Genomic DNA, 21160 nt, shown 5'->3' on the forward strand with positions numbered 1-21160 from the left:
TGTCGGTTCGATAGGCGAAGTACAGCGCCGGTGCTTGCGGTGCGTCTGACCGTTACGTCTCCTTGCGCGCCAATGCTTGTTGAATCCGATCGGCGTAATCGGAAAGATGCCTCAAATTGGTATCCAGGGAATCGCGCGAGGATCCGTTCGCCGTATCCAGCCGTATCAGTTCGAGCGCGACTTCGACAGCTATCTTCCGTTTCGATGCGGCGTCGAGCGTGGCTTCGTTGTCGTTGTAGAGGAGCAATTTATCGTCCATTTTCATTTGTCCGGTTCGGTTGAACTGCATTGAATATGATCGCGGTACTCGTTCAGTCCTCAAGTTCTCTCGCGAGCCGCACGCCCCGGGCATCGCGAACAATTTCCATATCCCGGGTCCACTCAAACCCGCCCAGATCGGCAGGCCGTATCCTCATTTGAATCGGCTTCCTGGTGGTTGCCTGCGCGCGTGGCATCTCCGGCTTGAATTGCCCGATCTGTTCCCATGCCCCCGCGTAATCTTCGCTGAGCAACAGAAGCAAATCGCCCGGACGTGCCATCTCGAGCGCTAACTGATTGGCCGTTTGCTCCTCCGCGACGACCTTGATTTGCTGCTGAGGGACACCCGCCGTGCGCAGTGCTTCGCACAACATGTCCGGCACCTCCAGGTGATCGCGCCCGCGCGAGTCGCTGTCCCGATGGCAGATGTATTGGTCGAAGTGCCCGGCTGCAATGCGCCCGATCGCCTGAATGTCCTCGTCGCGGCGATCGCCCGGAACCGTCAGCGAAACGATCTTCCGCTGATCCGCGCCGAGCCGCTCCACCAGGGCGCACATGGTCTGCACGGCTGCCGGGTTATGCGCATAGTCCAAAATGACCCTGAACGGATGATCGTCGCAGATATTCATGCGCCCCGGGGTGCGGGAAAACGAATTATCAAACGTGCGCAGGCCGAGCTGGATGCTCTCGACGTCGATTCCGAGGCCGCGGGCAAGCGCCGCGGCGAACATCGCGTTCTGCACATTGTGCAGCGCGAGTCCTTGCACCGTGGCGGGAATCAGATATGTCCACAACAATGGAACGCGACGGCCGCCATCCCACAGCACGATCAGGTGACCGCCTACTTGTTCCTCCAGCACGAGCGCCGCGCCGCCCGCGCGAATATGCTCGCCGACCAACGGGTGCGCAGCGTGCATCGTGACGTAGCACAGCCGGCTCGCCTCGGTATGATCCGCCATCTTCATGCACAACGGATCGTCGGCGTTGAGTACGGCCATATCCCTAGCTACTTCGATGATGATGCGCTTGACCTCTGCCATCTGCTCCACGGTTTCGATGCCGCTCAGCCCGAGATGATCGGCGCTCACGTTGAGGCACGCCGCCACATTGCATTCGGGGTATCCTAGCCCGCGGCGCAGCAGGCCGCCGCGGGCCGTTTCAAGCACGGCGGCATCGACGGCGCAATCCGCGAGGATCATTCGGGCGGATGACACACCGGTCATATCGCCCGCGCGCGTCATCCGTCCGTCGATGTACACACCGTCCGTGGTACCGAGGCCGACGGTGTAGCCCGCGAGCTTCATGATCTGGGCCAGCATGCGCGAAGTGGTCGTCTTGCCGTTGGTGCCAGTGATGCTCGCAATGGGGATCGTCTTCGGGGTCCCTGACGGGTACAGCATGTCGACGATGGCGCCGGCCACGTCCCGCGCCGCACCCTCGCTCGGCGCGAGATGCATCCGCAGACCCGGCGACGCGTTGACCTCGCACATGGCCCCGCCGACCTCGCGATACGAGGCGGCAATATCTGTGGTAATGAAATCGACGCCGGCGACATCGAGGCCGATGGCCTTGACAGCGCGCACAGCCATCTCGCGGTTGTCCGGGTGCACCTGATCGGTGACGTCGATGGACGTGCCGCCGGTGGAAAGGTTGGCAGTCGCGCACAAGTAGACGGACTCACCCGCAACTGGCACGGTCTTGACATCATATCCGGCGGCACCCAGTACGCTTTGCGCCGTGTCACCGAGTTCGATGCGAGTGAGCACGTTTTCGTGGCCTGCCCCGCGACGCGAATCTCGATTGGCCTCTTCCACTAACTGCTCGACCGTATGCAAACCGTCGCCGACGACATGCGCCGGCACGCGCCTGGCCACTGCGACCAATTGATCGTTGACCACCAGCATCCGGTAGTCGGACCCGGGGATATAGCTTTCGACGAGTACGGCATGGCTGTACTTCCGCGCCCTCTTGTATGCGAGTTCCACCTGCTCCGGCGTCGTGAGCTTGATCGATACGCCCTTTCCATGATTGCAGTCGAGGGGTTTCACGACAACCGGATAGCCGAGCTGTTCGGCGCTCACCACCGCATCGCAGGCACGATAGACCTTGCGCTGATGAGGCACCGGCAAGCCGGCGTCCCGCAGCGTCCGGTTCGTCTCTTCCTTGTCAGAGGCGATGTCGACTGCGAGCTGACGCGTCTCGCTGGTGAGCGTGGCTTTGATCCGCTTCTGAAAGCGCCCATAGCCAAGTCGTATCAGGCTGTCCGCGTTCATCCGCGTACACGGAATCGCCCTGTCTGCCGCAGCTTTCATCAATGCTGCGGTGCTCGGCCCTACCACGTGATTGCGCGCATTACGGAGAAAATCGTCGAGCTTCTGTTCGAAGTCGAACTGCGTCCCGGTATCCGTTTGCGATTTCAACTCGGCAGGCAAGAGATGCTCGATCAGCGCTAATGCCAGATCTCCGGCCTGCCGGCCGATGGCCTCGTCATGGTATTCATAGATGACATCGTAGTGGCCATGTGGACCCGCAGATCGCGTCCTGCCATAGCTGACGCCCGAACCGGCCATCTTCTGCAGTTCAATGGCTGCATGCTCCATGACATGGCCGAGCCACGTGCCATCGCCTTCGGTCATGCGCCGCACGAGTCCGCCGGGGGACTGATACGAGCAGCCATGCTGTGCGAGACCCGGCAGATAACCGAGCAAACTGTCTATGAATCGCTGGCCGAGCCGCCCGGTCGGCCATTCCTCCAGCACGCCCAGATCGACGGTATATCGGATGATCGGAAAATGCGCGTAAATGTTGGGGCCTTCATACGCGACTATCGACTGGACTTCCATTTGATGATCTCCTGGCGGAGTGCATCACGTTAGTCAGAAGTAGCAAAAAGCGCAGTTGCCCAGAAGACGCATGGCGTTCTTCAATCAACTGGAGATACCTTGGAGCCATCGACCCTTCCGTCAGACGGTCTATTAAAAAATAGAGGCATTTACAGATAAAGCAACCTGCGCCGTCAATTTTCTGGTCTGTCGCTACAAGCCGTCGCGACTGGCGTCGGCGGCCTGGATGCGTTTGTGTCGAATCGCTTATTCCGCTCGACACCGGGCGAGCTTCAGCGACTCGTCGAGCAGGATCATCGGGCGATCAAGCGACGCACGCGGTCCGTGCTGGGATTTAAAACGTTTCGCGGCGCCCGGATCCTGCTGGACGGCATTGAAGTGATGCACATGATCGCCAAAGGACAGATGAAGTGCGCTCGCGGAATCCATCCGCCTGCCGCCGATCAATTCTACGAAGTCGCAACTTAAGCAGTACTTTGCATATAGATCGTCTTTCGTCCGCGATTCCTATTGCGACACAACCGTTTTGATTGTGTTCATACGTCAGCTGCATTGTTGTTGGCGGTGCTGAAAAGACTCGTCGACGTGCAATGGGGGTTGGAACTGGTCACCGCACGGTTCGCCGCTGTCGCGAGTTGGCGACCTGCGTCAGTTCACCCCCCAGGTTCAGGCTATTGGCGAACTGTTGAACACGAGCGCATCTCTCTTAGCGTTCAATGCGAACGCCCGTGGCCTCCCCCGCCGCCCCAATAATGGCCGCCGCCCATGCCACGCCCGGGATATCCGTGCCCACCCCATCCGCCCTGACCGCCCCAACCGCCTCGATATCCATGCCCCCAATAGCCGGGGTGGCCCCAGTAGCCGTGTCGGCCGCCGCCATAACAGCAGCCGCCCCAATAGCCGAAGCTCAGTGACACCGATGGTCCCCACCACCCGGGCCAGCCGTAGTACGGATACGCAACGGGATAATACGCAGGCACGACGAAGACGGGCACGGCCGGTGCGATATAGGTGTTCGTCGACGGAGTCGCATCTGACGTGGCCGCACCGGTTGTGGCTGCGTCGGGCACCGAGAAAGGATATTGCTGCGGCGCGGCCGCCCCCGGCGCTTCGCCGTACGGAACGTAGCCGTAGGGCACGTAGTAGCAACCGGACAAAGCTGCGGACAAGACCACCAACGCAGCGGCGCCGCCCGCGCGCGACGTTGTATCCAGCGTTTTCATCACATACTCCAAGTCTGATGCGACGCAACATCGGCGCGCCTCTCATACACTTAGGATACTTTAGCAAACAGGATGCCTGAGCGTCTCGGAGTTCAAGGACATTACGCATCAGGTTGCAGCCGCTGGGAATGGTCGCGAAAGGCCGGCCATTCGTCAGTTGCCGTCTGGATGGGGCTCACACACTGGGCAACCAATGCCTGTTCCTCGATTCGTCAGTGGGTCGCTCTGGCTCATAGGTAATTTCGATGGGTTGCCTGTGGTTCTGCTGGAAGGTACCGTGGCGATTACGGCGCTGTCCGGCAATGTGGCGTACCCACGCCACTGTCATGCGATGTGCTGCGACCGCGTCCGGCTTTGCGAGGTACCTAGATGACTGCTGGTCCGACCAACGGAATGAGAACTGAAACCGCAGGAGCCGACGGTTCCGTCGTCTACGTCGTCGATGACGACAAGGGAATCCGGCAGGCTCTCGACATGCTCTTGCGCTCTGTGGGCTTGCGCGTCGAAACTTTCGAGTCACCGGACGAATTTCTCCGGTTTCCCCACTCCGCGGGACCGAGCTGCCTCATCCTGGACGTGCGGCTCCGCGGAAAAAGTGGCATGGCGTTTCATCAGGAAATCGTCAATAGCGGCGTGCGCATTCCCGTCGTATTCATGACCGGTCATGGAGACATCGAGATGGGGGTGAAGGCAATGAAGGCCGGCGCACTGGACTTCATTGCCAAGCCGTTCAAGGACCAGGACATGCTCGACGCAGTTGCCCTGGCCCTGACGCGGGATAGTGAGCGGCTCGTGGCAGAGGCCGCCTTGGCCGGCCTGCGCGCCTCGTATCAATCCCTTTCACCCCGCGAGAAAGAGGTGATGGCCTTTGTGCTGTCCGGCCTGCTGAACAAGCAGATTGCCTCTGAGATGAACCTGAGCGAAATCACGGTCAAGGTTCACCGTGGACAGGTGATGCGCAAGATGAATGCGCGCTCGATGCCGGACCTTGTCCGCAAGGCCGAATCGCTTGGTATCCAGCCCCGTCTGCCCCACGGCGGCCATCATTGAGTGCCGTCGTGCGTTAGCACTTCTGCACAGCGTCGATGATTCGCTAGGGATTTCCGAGAGCGATCGAGAGCCAGTGAGTCATTGCAGTGGCCTGATAAGGCTTCTGCAGCAACACAAGTGCGCCGTTACTCGCCGCTTTTGCCTGCAATGCGGGCGTCGGATATGCACTGATAAAAATGGTGGCCGGGGCATGTCCCTGGGCACGAAGGCGCTCATGCATCTCGATACCCGACATCCCGGACATGCGGATGTCGGAAATCAGGCAGGAGGTATGGGCGGCCTGCCCGGATGCAAGAAATTCTTCTGCCGACTCATACATGCGCGCGTGCCAGCCAAGCGACCGGATGAGGCTGCTTAACGCAATACGGACGGCTGAATCATCGTCGACAATCGAAACGACTGGCGTAATTTGCAAAATGGGGCCCTCGCTTATTCTCTCTCGGGATGACGTGTGGTCGGTGCCGCCCGCCTCTTCTGATTATCAGATTACTTCACAACAGCGTTTAGGGACATCGTACGAATGTATATGTAAACCGAACCCTGTGCGCGTCGGTCCGCGCGCGTCACTTTCGCACCGCCTCCTCCTTCATGGCTGGCGGGAGGCTGAACGAGAACGTCGCACCCCCTTCAGGGTTATTGGAGGCCCAGATTTGCCCACGGTGAGCTTCGACAATAGAACTGGAAATAGCAAGCCCCATTCCCATGCCGGAACTGCGTGTCGTAAAGAACGGTTCAAAGAGTTGCGGAAGATTGGCTTCCTGGATGCCTGCCCCCGAGTCCTTTACCGCCACGACAACATTGCCGTCAGGGTCAAGACGGGACTGGACGATAAGTTCGCGCCTGCCGTTGACGCTCGCCATCGACTGCAGACCGTTGATGATCAAATTGACGAGCACCTGCTGGAGCTGCACACGGTCGCCCAGTATCAGCGGTAGGTCCCTGGCGAGACGACGTGTCAGCGAGCCACTCTGGCGCTCAATATCCCGCCTGATAACGGCAATCGCCTCCTCGACCACACCGTTGATTGCAATCGGTGCCCGGTCCAGCGGCGCACCTTTCATGAGCGCCCTCACGCGTTGCACGATTTCTGCGGCTCGATTTCCCTGGTCCGTCATCTGGCTCACGCAGCTCTCGATTTCCTCCAGGTTCGGAGGCTGGCGCTGCAGCCAGCGCAGACATGCTTCACCGTTCGTTACGATGGCGGAAAGGGGCTGTCCCACTTCGTGGGCAATCGACGCGCTCAGCTCACCAAGCGCGGTTATCCGGCTTACGCGTTCAAGTTCGCTTTGCGCATGCCGTAACCGCTCCTCTGTTTGCTTCGCCCCCGTCACGTCCATCACGGCCCCGATGAACGCTCTGTTATCCGGCTGACCGTTCGCTGACCTCCCAACGACGTGGAGGTGCTTGATGCGTCCATCTGGAAAAAGCAGACGATGCTCGATGTTAAAGTCGACGGTGAAACCGCGTGCCTTTGCAATCTTCTCGTCGAACAGGGGCCTATCGTCTGGATGCACCCGCTGCCTGACCAGTTCAATGGTGGGCACGAGCGCCAGGTCGTATTCGAAGATACAAAAAGTCTCGTCGGACCAGAAGAGGTCGCCGCTCGGGACAGTCCAGCCAAAACTGCCGGTCCTGCTCAGCTTCTGCGCTTCGGCGAAGTACTGCGCCTGACTCTTTCGAAGCAGATCCTCGGCGCGCCTGCGCTGCGTGATGTCGTTGTTGGTCTCAAGCGTGGCCAACGGCTTTCCCGCGCCGTCGCGCTGCAGAGCCCAGCGGCTCGTCACGATTATTTTGGTGCCATCCCGCCGTGTATGAATTAACTCGCCCTCCCACTGGCCGTCGCGAAGAAAAATCTTCTGGAGCTCATCTCGAGGCAGCGGGAACACCGAATTCAGAAACTCGTCAATGGACTTCCCAATCGCCTCTTCCTTCTTCCATCCGTAGAGCGTCTCTGCCGCCTGATTCCAGTATGTAATCACGTTGTTCTTATCGCGCACAATGATAATGTCGTGTGTCAGCTCCAGCAGCTGTGCCTGCGCGCGCTGCATCTTCTCAACGCGGCCAATCCGCCTGACAAGGGTGGTGATTGCGATTGACGTGATGAGAAAGGCGAAAAGGGAGAAGGAATCCTGGGGTTTGCTGATGTGGAAGCTTTCGATGGGTTCCGTGAAAAAATAGCTAAGCAGCAAGGCGCCGACAACCGAGAAAATGACCGATGAGATGAAGCTGTCCAGCAGGGACAGGAGAACAACGACAACCAGAAGGAAGAAGCCAGCGGTGCTCTCTTCCTGGCCCAGAAAGACACAGGTCGCAGTAACGGCTCCGAGTGCGGCACAGCCTCCCGTCCATAGCGTCGCCAGGTACCGCAAGCTTCTGCTTTCATGTGAAGAAACTGTCGCCCGCACAGAACGTCTCCCTTTCGCGCAACTGCACCAGCCGCTTGCATCGTCTTCAGATAATAGCCGACGCTTTCGACTTCTCCGGCTGTTCGGTTCTCTCGTTAAACTGCAAGCTTAAACCGTCCGCACTCCCATTCGCACCAGAACCCTCGTAAGAATGTTCCACGACCTTCTGCTTTCATGCAATGTGCCTGTAAAGGAGAATGCCAATGTCAGCGCCCATGCGGCAAATCCATTACGCACTGGGTCTCCCAACGATCACGGGACACAGTTCCGCGCGGGAGCTAGTCGAACTCGGTGTGCCCGGAGAGAGCAGTTGCACAGCACCGAGGCTCTTGATTACATAACTTGGCATGGCGAAATACATTCGTGAAACCGGGCAGCGCTTTGCGTGTGAGGTATTGGTCTTATGGAAGGCTTCGAACTATCGGCGTACAGTTTACAGCGTGACGCGCGTGAGGGCCGCACCTGGACCACAATAAGGGGTACAGGCGCGGTTGGGTTTTCTGGTGCGCGCGAGGCCATCTTGCAGCAGGAGGAGATAGGAGCGTGGACGAGTCGAACACATCGATGAACTGGTTTCCCAGTCCCGATCGGGACGCCAGTATTATGTCCGTGTGGGATCGTATGCTTCAGGGCGACACGTCACGCTCGCGTCTCCTGCGAGGCGTGGTCGATCGCTCGTGGCATCGCTGCCTGGACGGCCAGGTCAGCCCGGGCCTCGATTGCGCTCCGCCGCCGCTGGAAGAGGACCGCCTATTCGATTTGCGCACCAAAAACGAACGGCTGCTCAGTGCCAGCCTGCCGACGATCCTGCAGACGCGCGAATTCCTGTTGCAATCCGGCACCGTGTTGTTGTTGACCGATGCCGACGGCATGATCCTCGAATTGGCCGGCGATCAGAGCACCTGGGAACCCGCCGGCGAAATCCGGCTGATTCCCGGCTGCGGCTGGACCGAACTCAATTGCGGTACAAATGCGATCGGCACCGCGCTGGCGCTGAGGCAGCCGGTCCAGATCCATGGTGCCGAGCATTTCTGCGAAGGCATCAAGCGCTGGACCTGCTCTGCCACGGTGATTCGCGATCCGCTGGACGGCTCCGTGCTCGGCGTGATCGATCACTCCGGCCCGGCGCAAAGCTACAACCAGCAAAATCTGGCATTGATCGTTTCACTGGCCGCACGAATCGAGGGCCGGCTCGGCAAGGTGGCAATGGAACGCCGTCTGCGGCTGCTGGAACGTTGCATGGGCTATGCCGGGCGGGCACATGGGATCATCGTGACCGACGAGCGCGGGCGGCTCGTGCAGGCCAACTCCCGGGCCCAGGCGGCCCTTGCCCGACTGGGTGTATCGACCGGCATTCATCATGTGTTCCCGCGACCCGAACTCGCGATGATTGCGCGGGGCGTCATGCCGCCGGTGATGCCCGACTGGCTGCGGCAGGTACAGATCGAGGCCATCAATGAAGGAGCCGACACACTGGGCTTCCTGCTGGTGATTTCGGCTGCCGGCAGGCGTCCTGTCCATCCATCCTTGCAATATCCATGACGTACGGTGACCTCATTAAAATCAGGGGGCCGGTGTCATGAATTCTGTAGGCGGGATGAGATGAAGAGGCGTCTCGGCCGACCCGTGGCCTCTCGCGTAGCGTCAACCGGTTTCATCACGGGATTCAGAATCACTTGTTTTAATTGGACCCGTTCTCGCCAATCGCAGGCAGGCTGAACTGGAAGACGGCACCACGCCCAGCATTGCTGGATGCCCACACCCGCCCTCCGTGGGCTTCGATGATCGAACGGCAGATCGACAATCCCATGCCCATTCCGTCGGGCTTTGTGGTGAAGAAAGCGTCGAACAGCCGATCTGCGTTCTCCGGATCAATGCCCGTTCCGAAATCCCGTACAGCGACGACCACATGGCCCCCGTTGTCGCGACGTGACTCAATCAGTAGTTCACGTGGCGCGTCGCCGATGTCGGCCATCGCCTGGATACCGTTCATGACGAAATTGATGATCACTTGCTGAAGCTGGACCCGATCGCCGAGCAGCGGAGGCAATTCGGGGGCGAGCTCGAGGCGCAAGGAAACGCGATGATTTACAACCTCGCGCTGAACCAGGGACACAACGTCGTTGACCACATCGTTGAGTTCCAGCCGCGTCTTCTGCGGGTTAGCCCTCCTGGTGAGCGAGCGGATACCCTGGACGATTTCGCCCGCGCGCCTGCCTTCGGCGATCATATGCTCCACGCACGCCCGCACCTCCTCCGGCTGCGGCGTCCGGTGGCCGAGCCACCGCAGGCAGGCCTCGCCGCTGGTCACGATCGCAGTGAGCGGCTGGCCTACTTCGTGGGCAACGGATGCACTCAGCTCCTCAACGGTTTTCGCCCGGGTGGCATGAGTGAGTTGCGCCTGTAAGGCCTGCAACTGCTCCTCCGCCCGCTTGCGTTCAGTCAGGTCGAGCACAAAGGCGAGGCCTTGTTCCTGCGAGCCTTCCAGTATCGCAGAGCCCACCATCACCGGGACACGGCGGCCATCCTTGCGGATATATTCCTTCTCGAAAGGTTGGCAAGTACCGGTTCTCCGAAGCTCTTCGACGTGCCGCGCATCTGCGGCGCGATATTCCGGTGGCGTCATGCCTGTCCAATTGATGTTGCCGGACAGCAGATCTTGCCGGGTATAGCCGACGATCTGCAGAAATGCGTCGTTCGCCTCGCTGGCATTCCCGACAAGGTCTCCAAAGAAGATCCCGATGATATTGGAGTCGACGAGACGGCGGATGCGTGCTTCCCGCTCACGAAGTGCAGCGTAGAGCATCGCGTTCTCCAGCGAGATTGCCGCCTGCGAGGCCAGCAGTTCCAGCACGGTCACACGTTCGGGCGTGAACGCGTGCGTGGCCAGATTGTTCTCCACGTACAACAGGCCGATCAACTCGGAGCGCCGCATGAGCGGCAGGCACAACACCGACTTCGGCTGCCGGCGGCTCAAGTAATCGTCTGCCGAAAATGGATTCGATTGCCTCGCATCATCCAGCAGCACCCGCTCCTGGCAGCGCCGGACGTAATTGACGATGGAGCTCGGCAACGCCGCTTCGGGCGCTGCTGATCCCGGCGGTGCCGATGCGGACGGGGTCTGGTTCAGGAGCCGCCGCACGTGAATTGTCTGCTGCTCCACGCTCGCTTCGGCCGCCAGGACCAGGCTCTCGTTGCGTACGAGCAGCAGCTGGCCGGTCTGCGCACCGGCATTTTCCAGCAGGATGTGCATCAGCGTGTCGATCAGGTCCTCCAGCACGATCTGGCAAGAAATTGCCTGCGACGCCTTGGCCACCGACAGCAGATCCAACTGCCCCACATTGCTGGGCGACGTGACGGACGGTGACGCCGGCTGTTCATGCCGTGGCGGCGTGCGCTCGTCGAGTTGCCGGACCTCGCCGCCGGTGCCCCACAGCATGAAGCTACTATGCACTTCGTCGAGGTGGGTGCGCGCGGCGGTCGTGGACTCTCGGGCACGATCAAATCCTGCAGCAAGGTCGTGCGCGAAGCCTTCTTTTGCCCGGAAGGCGATGAAGCCGTGCTTCTCGACCAGGTCGGATGCGAGCTGGATGAAACGATCGCCCTCGCTATAACTGTGGAAGACCGGGCCAAGGATCGTACCGAGCCAGTTATACGCTTGCGCGATAGGGCCGCTCGTCCCTTGGCGCAAGCTGACGTTGACCATGCAGCATAGCAGCAAGCAAAACACATTCAGGTCGGTAAAGTAGGCGGCCTCCAAAGGAATCGAAAGCACCTCCATGGCGGTCCGCATTTCCGGATCGGTCATCAGCGGCAAGTCAATCAAAGCCTCGATCGGGCGTCCCTCCAGGCTGCGTCGGACCGTTCCGTATTCGGCCTGGACCTGTTCCCAGGTCGGGTGTGCCGGGATGTCGATGCCAAACAGCATGGCGCAGGCGCGCGCACTGTCCACGGCCTGTGAGTTTTCCGACTTCATCACATGGAGCAGGACTTTCAGGTGGTAGACGGCCGCCCGGTCGAATTTCGACGCCCTGCGCTGCAGTAGCTCTGCAATCAGTCGCTCGGCCTGCTCGAAATCGCCGGTCAGAAACTCACACTCCGCACTCGCGAGCCGCAGGCTGAACATGAGTTCGTATCGGTTGCCCCAGTCCTTTTCATCGAGCAGCGCGATGCCGGCTGCAAGATATACGCACGCCGACGCGTAGGCCGCCGACGCCTTGGCCTTGCGCCCGGCACGCAGGTCGAGCGTCGCCACCTGCGCCTTCTCATCCCGGTCATCCAGCAGCGTGGCGCCCCGATTGAACTGGTTCGCGACATCGAACAGATGCTCGGTGAGCTCGTCCGCTGTCAAGCTCGCCAGCAGTACCCGGCCGATTCGCAGGTGGACTACAGCGTGCTGGGATGCGGGAATCAGTGAATAAGCCGCCTGCTGGATCCGGTCGTGCAGGAACTTGCCGCTGCCGTGGGTGCGCAAGAGCAAACGCTCGCGCACCGCCGCCGCGAGGCACTGCCCAGTCTCGGTCGCTGATTTCCGGCTGACTAGCGCGAGATGGCGCAACTCGAACGTGTTGCCGAGGCAGGCGGCCAGTTGCAGTGCTTCCTGTGCTGGGGCAGACAACTGACGCAACTTGCCGATCACCAAGTCGACCACGTTGTCGGCGAAGTCTTTCGCCTTGATCTGATCGAGGTCCCACTGCCAGGCCCAGTGTCGCATGTCATGCCGCAACAAGCCCTCCTTGTTCAACGAGTCCAGGAACTGGATAAAGAAGAACGGGTTGCCCTCGGTACGCTCATAGACCAGCCGCGTGAGCGGTTCGCAGACGACGGGTGACGCATGGAGCGTGTCGGCCACCAGCTGGTTCAGCTGCACGACTGACAGCGGCGCGAGTTTGAGGTCCGTCACCGGTGCGCCGCTGTGGCGGATCGTCTCGAGAGTAGTCACGAGCGGATGCGATGCGTCCACTTCGTTATCGCGGTAGGCGCCGATCAGCAGCAGATAACGCGTGTCCGGGTGCGTGATCAGGTCCTCGATGAACGTCAGGCTGGCCGCATCGGTCCACTGCAAATCGTCCAGGAAGACGACCAGCGGGTGTGCCTCGCTCGCGAACACCGTGACGAATTGCCGGAGCACCATGCGGAACCGGTTTTGCGCCTCACTCGGCGGCAGCGCCGCAACAGGCGGCTGGGGTCCGATGATGATCTCGACCTGCGGCAGCACATCGACAATAAGCTGGCCATTCACGCCGACCGCGGCCTGAATCCGTTGCCGCCAGCCGGCAATGTGCGTCTCGCTTTCGGCCAGCAGTTGCCGCACCAACTCGCGAAACGCTTGCGTGAGGGTGGCATACGGAATATCGCGCTGGTACTGATCGAACTTGCCCGAAATGAAATAGCCGTGCTTCGCGACAATCGGCTTGCGCAACGCGTCGACCAGCGCCGACTTGCCGATGCCCGCGTAGCCGGAAACGGTCGCCAGCGCCGTTTGGCCGCTTGCCACCATGCGCTCGAAGACGCCGAGCAGCCGCTCGACCTCCGGGCCGCGCCCGTACAGTCTGTGCGGGACCTGGAAGCGCTCCGGGATATCCTCCGTACCGAGCGGGAACGCTTCGATCCGGCCCGAGGCCTGCCATTGCGCGAGACACCGGTCGAGATCGGCGCGGAGTCCGTACGCGCTCTGGTAGCGGTCTTCCGGTAGCTTGGCCAACAGCTTCATCACGATATCCGACACCGCTTGCGGCACCTCCGGCACGATCTCATGAGGCGGCGCCGGCATGCGGGCGATATGGCAATGCGTCCATTCGAGCGGATCGTTCGCCTCGAACGGCAACTGGCCGCTCAGCATGCGATAGAGCAATACGCCCATCGAGTAGAAAGCCGTCCGGTAATCCACCTGGCGATTCATGCGGCCGGTTTGTTCGGGGGACACGTACGCCCAATCGCCTACGGGTACGACGACGCCCTCCGGCGAGACGGTGTTCGTTTCGTGGGCCGTGGTGAGAGTGAAATCCACCAGCAGGACCTGCCCAGTCACTGGCGCTACCAGAATATTCGCGGGCCGGATATCCCGATGGATGACCTTCGCGCGGTCGATGCCCGCCAACGCATCGGCCAGATGGCGGCCAATACGCAGGCAAAGCGCTACGTCCATGCGCGGCTCACGATCCAAAACGGCTTCGAGCGACTCGCCGGCGAAGTCTTCCAGGACCAGCGCCAGGCCGCCGCCCTCTTTGACTAGCGCGAGCGGTTTCGCAACGCCCGCGACATTCAGGGATTGAAGCAGCAGGTATTCGCGCTTCAAACGCGCGGATTGGGCTGCTTCGGCGGGTTCCGGCGAGCGCTTCAATAGCACCGGCATCCCATCCGTTGTGCGGCGGGCACGGTAGAGATCCGCGCCCGCTGTCGCGCAGATCCGCTCAAGGGTCTGACAGATCGCGATAGTCATTGCCTCCCCAGTTTTTCCCTCGGTGACCTGGCCTGATATCTACATCTTGCATTTCGACTGTTAAGTGGGGCGTAGGCCCGCATACATGTCGGCCAAAGTGATCACTTCGCGAACCGCAACGATTGACGACTAGTCTACTCGGTCGCGAATCGGACGCCAGTCTTGTCGCCGTCGCTGGTTGCTCAGCGTACATATCGAGTACGGACCGTCACGAGGGATGAACCGCTCGCTTTGGCCGACGACGCGCCGAGCGCCCTATCGATGGTTGAAACACCGTGCCGCACGAGGCGTCGACCGCGCATAAGACAATCCTATGAATCTCATAAGAACATGGTGATTGTGTCGCACGTTTTGACTTTGTAGTCTGACGTTCGAATTACAGGAGCGCTGTCCAGCGGCTCGGTAATAGCTCGTGCCGGGGGTGTGCACGCGGCGCTAACGAGCGCACCGCAAGCGCCGCATTCCCATCGTCATTTGCGCAGCGGACAGCCTTGCTGTCCGTTCCCTTTTCCAACGCTCCACACAACGACCAGGTAACGAATGGATACCGTTTCATACACCGCGAGTTCGGACGTCAAGCGGACAAGTCTTGCCCTGCGAGTGCTCGCCGCAGGCGCTGCCGGGCAATTCGTGGAGTTCTACGATTTCGCCGTCTATGGGTTTTCGGTGGTCATCATCGCGCACCTGTTCTTTCCACAGAGCGACCCGGTGGCTAGCATCTCGTCGGCGTTCGCGGCGTATGGCGTGGCGTTCATTGCGCGGCCTCTCGGCGGCGTCATATTCGGCACGCTCGGTGACCGGATCGGCCGCAAAGCAGTTCTGTTCATCACGTTGTTGTCGATCGGAGCGGCAACGGCACTGATCGGACTACTGCCGACCCACTCGCAGATCGGCATCTGGGCACCGGTGCTGCTGCTCGTGTGCCGTCTGGTGCAGGGCTTTTCGGCGGGCGCCGAAGCGGTGGGCGCGCCGTCGTTCGTTCTCGAGCACGCGCCGGTCCATCGACGGGCGGTGTGGATCGGCATCACCATCGGTATGTCCGCTGTACCCGTGGTCGTCGCGGGCGTGTTCATCCTGCTGCTGACTCATTTGATGTCGACGGACAGCTACAATTCCTGGGGCTGGAGGATTCCCTTCCTGGTCGCGGCGCCGCTCTCCTTCATCGGCCTTTACATCCGCAACAAGACGGAGGAAAGCCACACGTTCGAAAGAGCGGCCGCCGAATCGAAGACGAAGCACGTCGCGCCACTGAGCGCAAGCTTTCGCCATAATCGCCAACGCATGATGCAGGTGTTTTTCGTCGTCGCGCTGAACGGGCTGGCGTATTACGTGCTGGTCGGCTATCTCGTGACTTACATGCAGACGGTCACCAGGATATCCTTCCAGGACGCACTGCTTTCGAACGCGATCGGTCTGCTCGTCGTGGCGATATTCCTGCCGTTATTCGGTTTTGTGTCCGACAAGGTGGGCCGCAAGCCAATGCTTCTGACTGGCGCAGTGTTGATCGCGCTGACCAGCATTCCACTATTCAAGTTGCTGGACACCGGTAACGGGCTCGCGGGGGCGATCGGCGCCCAGGTCGTCCTGGCAGGCTGCCTGACTGTATATGGCGCCGGCGCTTACACCTTCTTTGTCGAAATCTTTCCCACTTCGGTGCGTTTCACGGGCGCGGCCATTGCCTACAACCTGGCCTATGCGGTGTTCGGCGGTACGGCGCCGTTCGTTGGTACTTACCTCGTGCGCGTGACGGGCAACGCAGCGGCACCCGGCTACTACCTCGCTGCACTGGCTGTCGTGGTTTTCCTCGTCGTACTAACCGTTCCGGAAACGCGCGGCCGTGATTTGAACCAGCATTGAGCTTGCATCCCGTCCGCAGATCGGCACCGGACCTTCGCTCCGACATGACGGAGCGCCGTCCGGTCTGCGCGACTGGTACCGGCGCCGTATGGTCCTCGGTATCGCGGATACAGGGTGCACTCAATCGCCAGCGCGGACCTCGGGAACATGATGGATTTTTATGACCACCCACCACACGGCTTCCAATTTGCAGCACAACCTGCGAACCGTCGCCGCACAGTTCCCTTCAGTGGCGGAATTTTGCCGAAACGTCGGCCTGAATCGCCAGCAGTTCAATAAATATCTGGCGGGTACACACGTTCCGTCGCGCAGGACCATAGACAGGATTGCACAACATATCGGCATAACGAACGATGATCTCTCTCTCGCCAATCCGGCCTTCAAGGTCAGGCTGAATGACCGGCGCGAAGCTGGCGGCGAAGACGCCGCAACGCCGAATAATCTCGATCAGCTAAGGATGCTGGCGAGGGAATCCGTGGTGGCGTTAAAACCGTTCCTTGGCACGTATTACCGCTATCATCCGTCGTCGATCTCACCGGGGAAGATCGTGCGAGCCGTGACGATCCTCTATGCATCGGGCGGCTGCGTCAATTGCCTGACGGTAGAGCGCTTTCCCGCCGTCCCCGGTTCCGAAGGCGGCTACTCGTTCTTCTATACGGGCGTCTGCTATCTTCTCGGCGACCGCATCTTCATCATGGACTATGAGCGGCGGCAGAAGAATGAGATGACGAACACGATTCTGATGCCGCAATACCGTACCCCGCTGCGCTATCTGTTCGGGTTGCTTTCGGGCATTGTCGCGTCCACTTATCGCGAGCCTTACTCCACGCGCGTTGTATTCGAGCGGCGCTCTGACGACCAAACGGTGCGCAAGAGCAAGCTGCGTCTCGCCACGCTCCTCGCGTCCGACCATGCGGATTTCCCGCCGGCTATCAAACGCTACTTCCTCGAAGCCGGCGAGCACCGCTCAGGCGATGAATAGGCGTTAGTCACGCCAGGATGGATCTTCGCGGTCAAGTTGACGCTTGAGCGCATCGAAATGGCTGGCGGAATAGACCGGCGCCTGTTCGGCGAAATCGGCCGCGGCGCTTCGCGCCACTGCGTCGGAAATTTCAGCAAGCGGGCGCCCCGTCGACGCCGCGAGAATCTGCACCTGCGCCGCACGCTCCAGGTAGTAGAGGTCGTCGAACGCCTGCGCGATAGTCGGGCCGACGACCATCGGACCGTGGCTATTCAGCAGCACCACGGTCTTGTCACCGAGCGCCCGCGCAATCCGGTCGCCCTCTGTCGTGCCGAGCGCAAGGCCGTTGTAGCCGCCGGCGGCTTCGTCATCGTATGCAATACGCCCGAAAAACCGCGTGGCGTTCTGATGGCACATCGCGAGCCTGCCCCCCGCCAATGACGTGATGGCCGTCGCGTACGGCATATGCGTGTGTAGCACGCACGCTGCCCGCGGATTGCTGCGATGAACGCTAGAGTGGATGAAGAAGGCGGAGTCCTCCACTGTCCCGCTGCCTTCGACAATGTTCCCTTCGCTATCGAGCATCAGCAAGTCGCTCGCGCGCACCTCGGAGAAGTGCAGGCCGAACGGATTGATCAGATAACAATCGGCCGCACCGGGGACCACGGCGCTGAAGTGATTGCACGTGCCTTCGTGGAAGCCCATCTTGGCGGCAATGCGCAACGCCGCGGCCAGGTCGCGCCTGACGTCGAGCACAGCCTCTTGTGTCGTTTGAATCGGCATACTTTCCTTTGAACCGTTAGTCATTCTTGAAGGACGGGCGTGCGCCGCCCCCGCATCTCAACCTTGCTGTGTGGCCATGGCGCGAAACCGCGCATGGTCGGACGCCGGCAACAAACCGCCGCCAGTTGACCAGATAACATGAGTGATATTGGCACGCCGGTCCAAAAGACCGTGCTTCGTCAGGTAGGAACGCCCCGCTTCACTTTCAAGCAGCCACCCAGGCCCGGCAATGCCCGCTGCGGCGGACGGCTCGATCTCGATACCCTCAGCTTTCCAGACGCCGTTAAGGTTCACATACAACGCGTCGTCCGATACCGTGAAAACGCCCGACAACAGCGAGTGCATGATCGGGCTGACGAGCGGCGACGCGAGCGGCACGGCTAGTCCGTCCGCGTCCGTCTTGTTGTCGAGTCCGGCATCGTAGACCGACATCGGACTCGACTCGCCGCTCGCCAATTGAACCAGCATGCAGGGCGACGCCACGGGTTCGGCGAAGAAGCAGTGGACGTGCTCGCCCAGCAGTCGCTTCAGGCCGAGCGTGATGCCGCCCGGCGCGCCGCCGACGCCGCACGGCAAATAGACGAACACGGGATGGTCGGCGGACGGTGGCCGCTTGTGCTCGTGCAACTGCTCGACGAGTCGTTGCGCCGCCGCGGCGTAGCCATAGAACAGCAGCGTGGAGCTCTCGTCATCGACAAAATAGCTGAGCGGATCGGCATCGGACTCCGCGCGGCCAGCCGCGACAGCCGCGGCATAGTCGCCGCCGTGTTCGACCACTCGTGCGCCGCGTTCACGCAGGATGCTTTTCTTCCAGTCCTTCGCATCGACGGACATATGAACGACCGCCGCGAAGCCCAGTGCGGCCGCCATGATACCGATACTCAAGCCGAGGTTGCCGGTGCTGCCGACGGCGATCGTATGCCTGGAATAGAGCGCCCGGGCCTGCGGCTTAGCCAGCTCGATGAGGTCGCCACCGGGGAGCGCGAGGCCATGCTGGATGGCCAGCGCTTCGGCATGTGCGAGCACCTCGTGAAAGCCGCCGCGCGCCTTGATGGAGCCAGCGATAGGCAGTTGATGATCGGCTTTCAGAAACCATACGCCATCGCGCGTTGGGTCTGCGCCCAGAGCGCGCTGCAGCGCCGCGGCGGGCAGCAGTTCCGATTCGATCGTACCGCCGCACGCGGACATCTGCGGGAACAGCGCGCATAACAGGCGCCGGCCCCGGGCAAAGCGGTCGGCCGCTGCCAGGATACCTTCGTAGCCGGCTGCCGAGGGCGGCAGCGCGGTGCCGTATGAAGGGTTGAGCCACAGCAACGGCTGCCTGCTTCTCAGCTGGCTGGCGAGCCCGTCAGGCAGGCTCGGAGAATAGTCGTTCATACGTGACGCTCGATAGGGGTTGCGTGCGATACCGGCCGCGCAGGGTTGCACCGTCAACAGGACAGGACTTCAGTCGATGCCACGGCATGTCGATCGTTATTGTCACGACTCGAGCCGGTAAATACAACTTCGCAAACGCCGGTGGAAGTGACGCAATGTGACGCAACGTCTCGCGGCACGTGCGTCGTTCGCCGGCATCATGCAAGCCCTTGCCAGCAAGACTCATGGCCCCGGCTCCGGGTCCCGCGCGCCGCCCATCGAGCCCGTCTGGATTGCGTCACTGTGCGTCGGATGGCTCACCGGTTGCGAACTTGCGAGCCGATTAATGCCGACCCATAATCGGTTGATCCAATCGCACGGAGCATGAACGTGGTCGCATCGAACACATCAACAGTCAAGCGCGTTGCCATCGCAAGTTTCGAATTCGAAGGCAACGATTTTTCACCCAAGGTCTGCGGGCAGGAACAGTTTGGCTTCCATGCAGTCGGTGACGCAATCTGGCCGTTGATAGAGGGCTGTCCGCTGGCCGTGACCGGCGGCGTCGACGCGTTGCGGGCGCACGGCGACATCGAATTCGTGCCTGTTCTGGTTTCGCACGGCGGACAGGGTGGAGCGGTCGAGCCTGAGTTCTATCGAAACACCGTCGCCGCAATCGTCGACCGCCTGCGCTCCCTCGGGCCTTTCGACGGCATCTATCTGGCGCTGCACGGCGCGATGGTCAGCGCGGGGGTACCGGACGCAGAAGGTGCGCTGCTCACCCAGATCCGGACGGTCGTGGGCCCGCAGTGTGTGATCGCGGCGAGTCTCGACCTTCATGCGCATGTTACGCGGACCATGGTTGAGGCAGCGAATATTATCGTTGGCTATGCGAACTATCCTCACGACGATGCGTATGAAACCGGGCAGCGCGCTGGCGCATTGCTCGGCGATGCGCTGCGTGGCACGCTTGTGCCGGTCATGCGCATGAGCCGCCTGAACATGATTTCGCCGGTGCCGGGAAGTTCGACGCGCGTGGCCGATGCGCCTCTCGCCAGGCTCCGCTCGTTCGCGCGAAGCCTGGAACGCGACGGCGTTGTGTCGACCAGCTACTTTGTGGTTCAGCCGTGGCTCGACGACGATGAAGCCGGCAACGTAGGCGTGGCGATCGCTCACCGCGACGCGGCGCTGGCGGCGGATGCCGCCGTCAAGATCACCGACATGATGTGGTCGCTACGCGATGAGTTCGAATTGCCGTTGTTAACGGCGGAGGCTGCGATCGCCCGCGTGTTGAGCGCTGCAGTCAAGCCCGCGATCCTCGCCGATACGGCGGACTGCGTCGGCGCGGGTTCGTCGGGCGACTCGTCGTACGTACTAGCCGCGCTGCTGCGTCACGCTCCTGCGCACGCATGCGCCGTCTCGCTGGTGGACCCCGTCGTCGTATCGCAGGCAACAACCCTGGGCGTGGGCGCGAAGGCCCGGTTCGCAGTGGGTTTCCATCTCGACCCGCGCTACGGATCGCCGCTTGAAATTGACGCCGAGGTGATCAGCCTGCACGACGGCAAGTTCATCTACGACGCGGGCCCGGTCAGCGGCGCGCAGGGACGCATGGGGTCGACGGCCGTGCTCGGCGTTGGAAAGACGCGGATTCTGGTCGCGAGCAACGGTACGTACGAATACGGCGACGACCAGTTCCGGGCGGTGGGGATTGACCTCGATGAGTACGACATCCTGGTCCTGAAGAACGGCATGAACTTTCGCAACGTGCTGCGGGAAGGCGGCGTGTGGGCGTTGGTCGACAGCGTCGGCGCGTCATCGGCGAATCTGGCGGCGCTGCCCTGGAAGAACCGGCCGCACGCGTTCTGGCCGCGCGATCGCGAAGACGTCGCGCCCTACTCGCCGAACCGGCTGGGTAAATTCTCCTGAGGTTCGCCGCGCGTCTCGAACGGTGCGGCTTCTTCGCACTGTTTGGCGCGTGCGGATTT

At 61.2% G+C, this 21160-nt stretch carries 13 protein-coding genes and 1 pseudogene; 6 read left to right on the top strand and 8 right to left on the bottom strand.

Features of this window, described 5'->3' with window-relative positions; translation table 11 throughout:
* Positions 1 to 52 precede the first annotated feature (52 nt).
* Both P0D84_RS46625 and cphA read right to left on the bottom strand, forming a co-directional pair.
* Positions 53 to 259 carry a hypothetical protein gene (locus P0D84_RS46625; RefSeq protein ID WP_408349561.1) on the bottom strand — a complete coding sequence of 69 codons (207 nt, stop codon included), beginning with the start codon at positions 257 to 259 and terminating at the stop codon, positions 53 to 55.
* Positions 260 to 311: 52 nt separating this feature from the next.
* Positions 312 to 3101 (bottom strand): cyanophycin synthetase, encoded by a 2790-nt coding sequence (gene cphA / locus P0D84_RS46630; protein ID WP_408350692.1) that lies wholly within the window; start codon positions 3099 to 3101, stop codon positions 312 to 314.
* A gap of 270 nt (positions 3102 to 3371) precedes the next feature.
* On the opposite strand from cphA, the pseudogene P0D84_RS46635 reads away from it, so the two are divergent.
* Positions 3372 to 3569: pseudogene (locus tag P0D84_RS46635) on the top strand (DDE-type integrase/transposase/recombinase); the annotation flags it as partial.
* A gap of 245 nt (positions 3570 to 3814) precedes the next feature.
* On the opposite strand, the gene P0D84_RS46640 reads toward P0D84_RS46635, so the two are convergent.
* Positions 3815 to 4324, bottom strand: a complete 510-nt coding sequence (locus P0D84_RS46640; RefSeq protein WP_408350695.1) for a hypothetical protein — start codon at positions 4322 to 4324, stop codon at positions 3815 to 3817.
* A gap of 393 nt (positions 4325 to 4717) precedes the next feature.
* Between P0D84_RS46640 and P0D84_RS46645 the strand changes: the two genes are divergently transcribed.
* Positions 4718 to 5374 (top strand): response regulator transcription factor, encoded by a 657-nt coding sequence (locus tag P0D84_RS46645; RefSeq protein ID WP_408350698.1) that lies wholly within the window; start codon positions 4718 to 4720, stop codon positions 5372 to 5374.
* Positions 5375 to 5417: 43 nt separating this feature from the next.
* Here P0D84_RS46645 and P0D84_RS46650 read toward each other — a convergent pair whose 3' ends face one another.
* Together P0D84_RS46650 and P0D84_RS46655 are read right to left on the bottom strand one after the other, a co-directional pair.
* Positions 5418 to 5789: a response regulator transcription factor gene (locus P0D84_RS46650; RefSeq protein WP_408350701.1), complete on the bottom strand. Its 372-nt coding sequence runs from the start codon at positions 5787 to 5789 to the stop codon at positions 5418 to 5420.
* Positions 5790 to 5937: 148 nt separating this feature from the next.
* Entirely contained in the window at positions 5938 to 7743 is a 1806-nt protein-coding gene (locus P0D84_RS46655) for an ATP-binding protein (RefSeq protein ID WP_408350704.1), read from the bottom strand.
* A 579-nt stretch (positions 7744 to 8322) separates the two neighbouring features.
* On the opposite strand from P0D84_RS46655, the gene P0D84_RS46660 reads away from it, so the two are divergent.
* A complete protein-coding gene (locus P0D84_RS46660; RefSeq protein ID WP_408350707.1) occupies positions 8323 to 9321 on the top strand; it encodes a sigma-54-dependent Fis family transcriptional regulator in 999 nt (332 codons plus the stop codon).
* 139 nt (positions 9322 to 9460) lie between these two features.
* Here P0D84_RS46660 and P0D84_RS46665 read toward each other — a convergent pair whose 3' ends face one another.
* Complete coding sequence (locus P0D84_RS46665; protein WP_408350710.1) at positions 9461 to 14221, bottom strand: trifunctional serine/threonine-protein kinase/ATP-binding protein/sensor histidine kinase; 4761 nt, start codon at positions 14219 to 14221, stop codon at positions 9461 to 9463.
* A 540-nt stretch (positions 14222 to 14761) separates the two neighbouring features.
* On the opposite strand from P0D84_RS46665, the gene P0D84_RS46670 reads away from it, so the two are divergent.
* Together P0D84_RS46670 and P0D84_RS46675 are read left to right on the top strand one after the other, a co-directional pair.
* Positions 14762 to 16078, top strand: a complete 1317-nt coding sequence (locus P0D84_RS46670; protein WP_408350713.1) for an MFS transporter — start codon at positions 14762 to 14764, stop codon at positions 16076 to 16078.
* A gap of 160 nt (positions 16079 to 16238) precedes the next feature.
* Positions 16239 to 17060, top strand: a complete 822-nt coding sequence (locus tag P0D84_RS46675) for a helix-turn-helix domain-containing protein (RefSeq protein ID WP_408350716.1) — start codon at positions 16239 to 16241, stop codon at positions 17058 to 17060.
* Positions 17061 to 17063: 3 nt separating this feature from the next.
* On the opposite strand, the gene P0D84_RS46680 is transcribed toward P0D84_RS46675, so the two are convergent.
* Positions 17064 to 17822, bottom strand: a complete 759-nt coding sequence (locus tag P0D84_RS46680; protein ID WP_408350719.1) for an aldolase — start codon at positions 17820 to 17822, stop codon at positions 17064 to 17066.
* A 57-nt stretch (positions 17823 to 17879) separates the two neighbouring features.
* On the bottom strand, positions 17880 to 19199 hold the full coding sequence (gene dsdA, locus P0D84_RS46685) for a D-serine ammonia-lyase (protein ID WP_408350722.1): 1320 nt from the start codon (positions 19197 to 19199) through the stop codon (positions 17880 to 17882).
* A gap of 369 nt (positions 19200 to 19568) precedes the next feature.
* Between dsdA and P0D84_RS46690 the strand changes: the two genes are divergently transcribed.
* Complete coding sequence (locus P0D84_RS46690; protein WP_408350725.1) at positions 19569 to 21101, top strand: M81 family metallopeptidase; 1533 nt, start codon at positions 19569 to 19571, stop codon at positions 21099 to 21101.
* Positions 21102 to 21160: the final 59 nt, after the last annotated feature.

The sequence above is a fragment of the Paraburkholderia sp. RL17-337-BIB-A genome, assembly GCF_046025895.1.
Classification (GTDB): Bacteria; Pseudomonadota; Gammaproteobacteria; order Burkholderiales; family Burkholderiaceae; genus Paraburkholderia; species Paraburkholderia fungorum_C.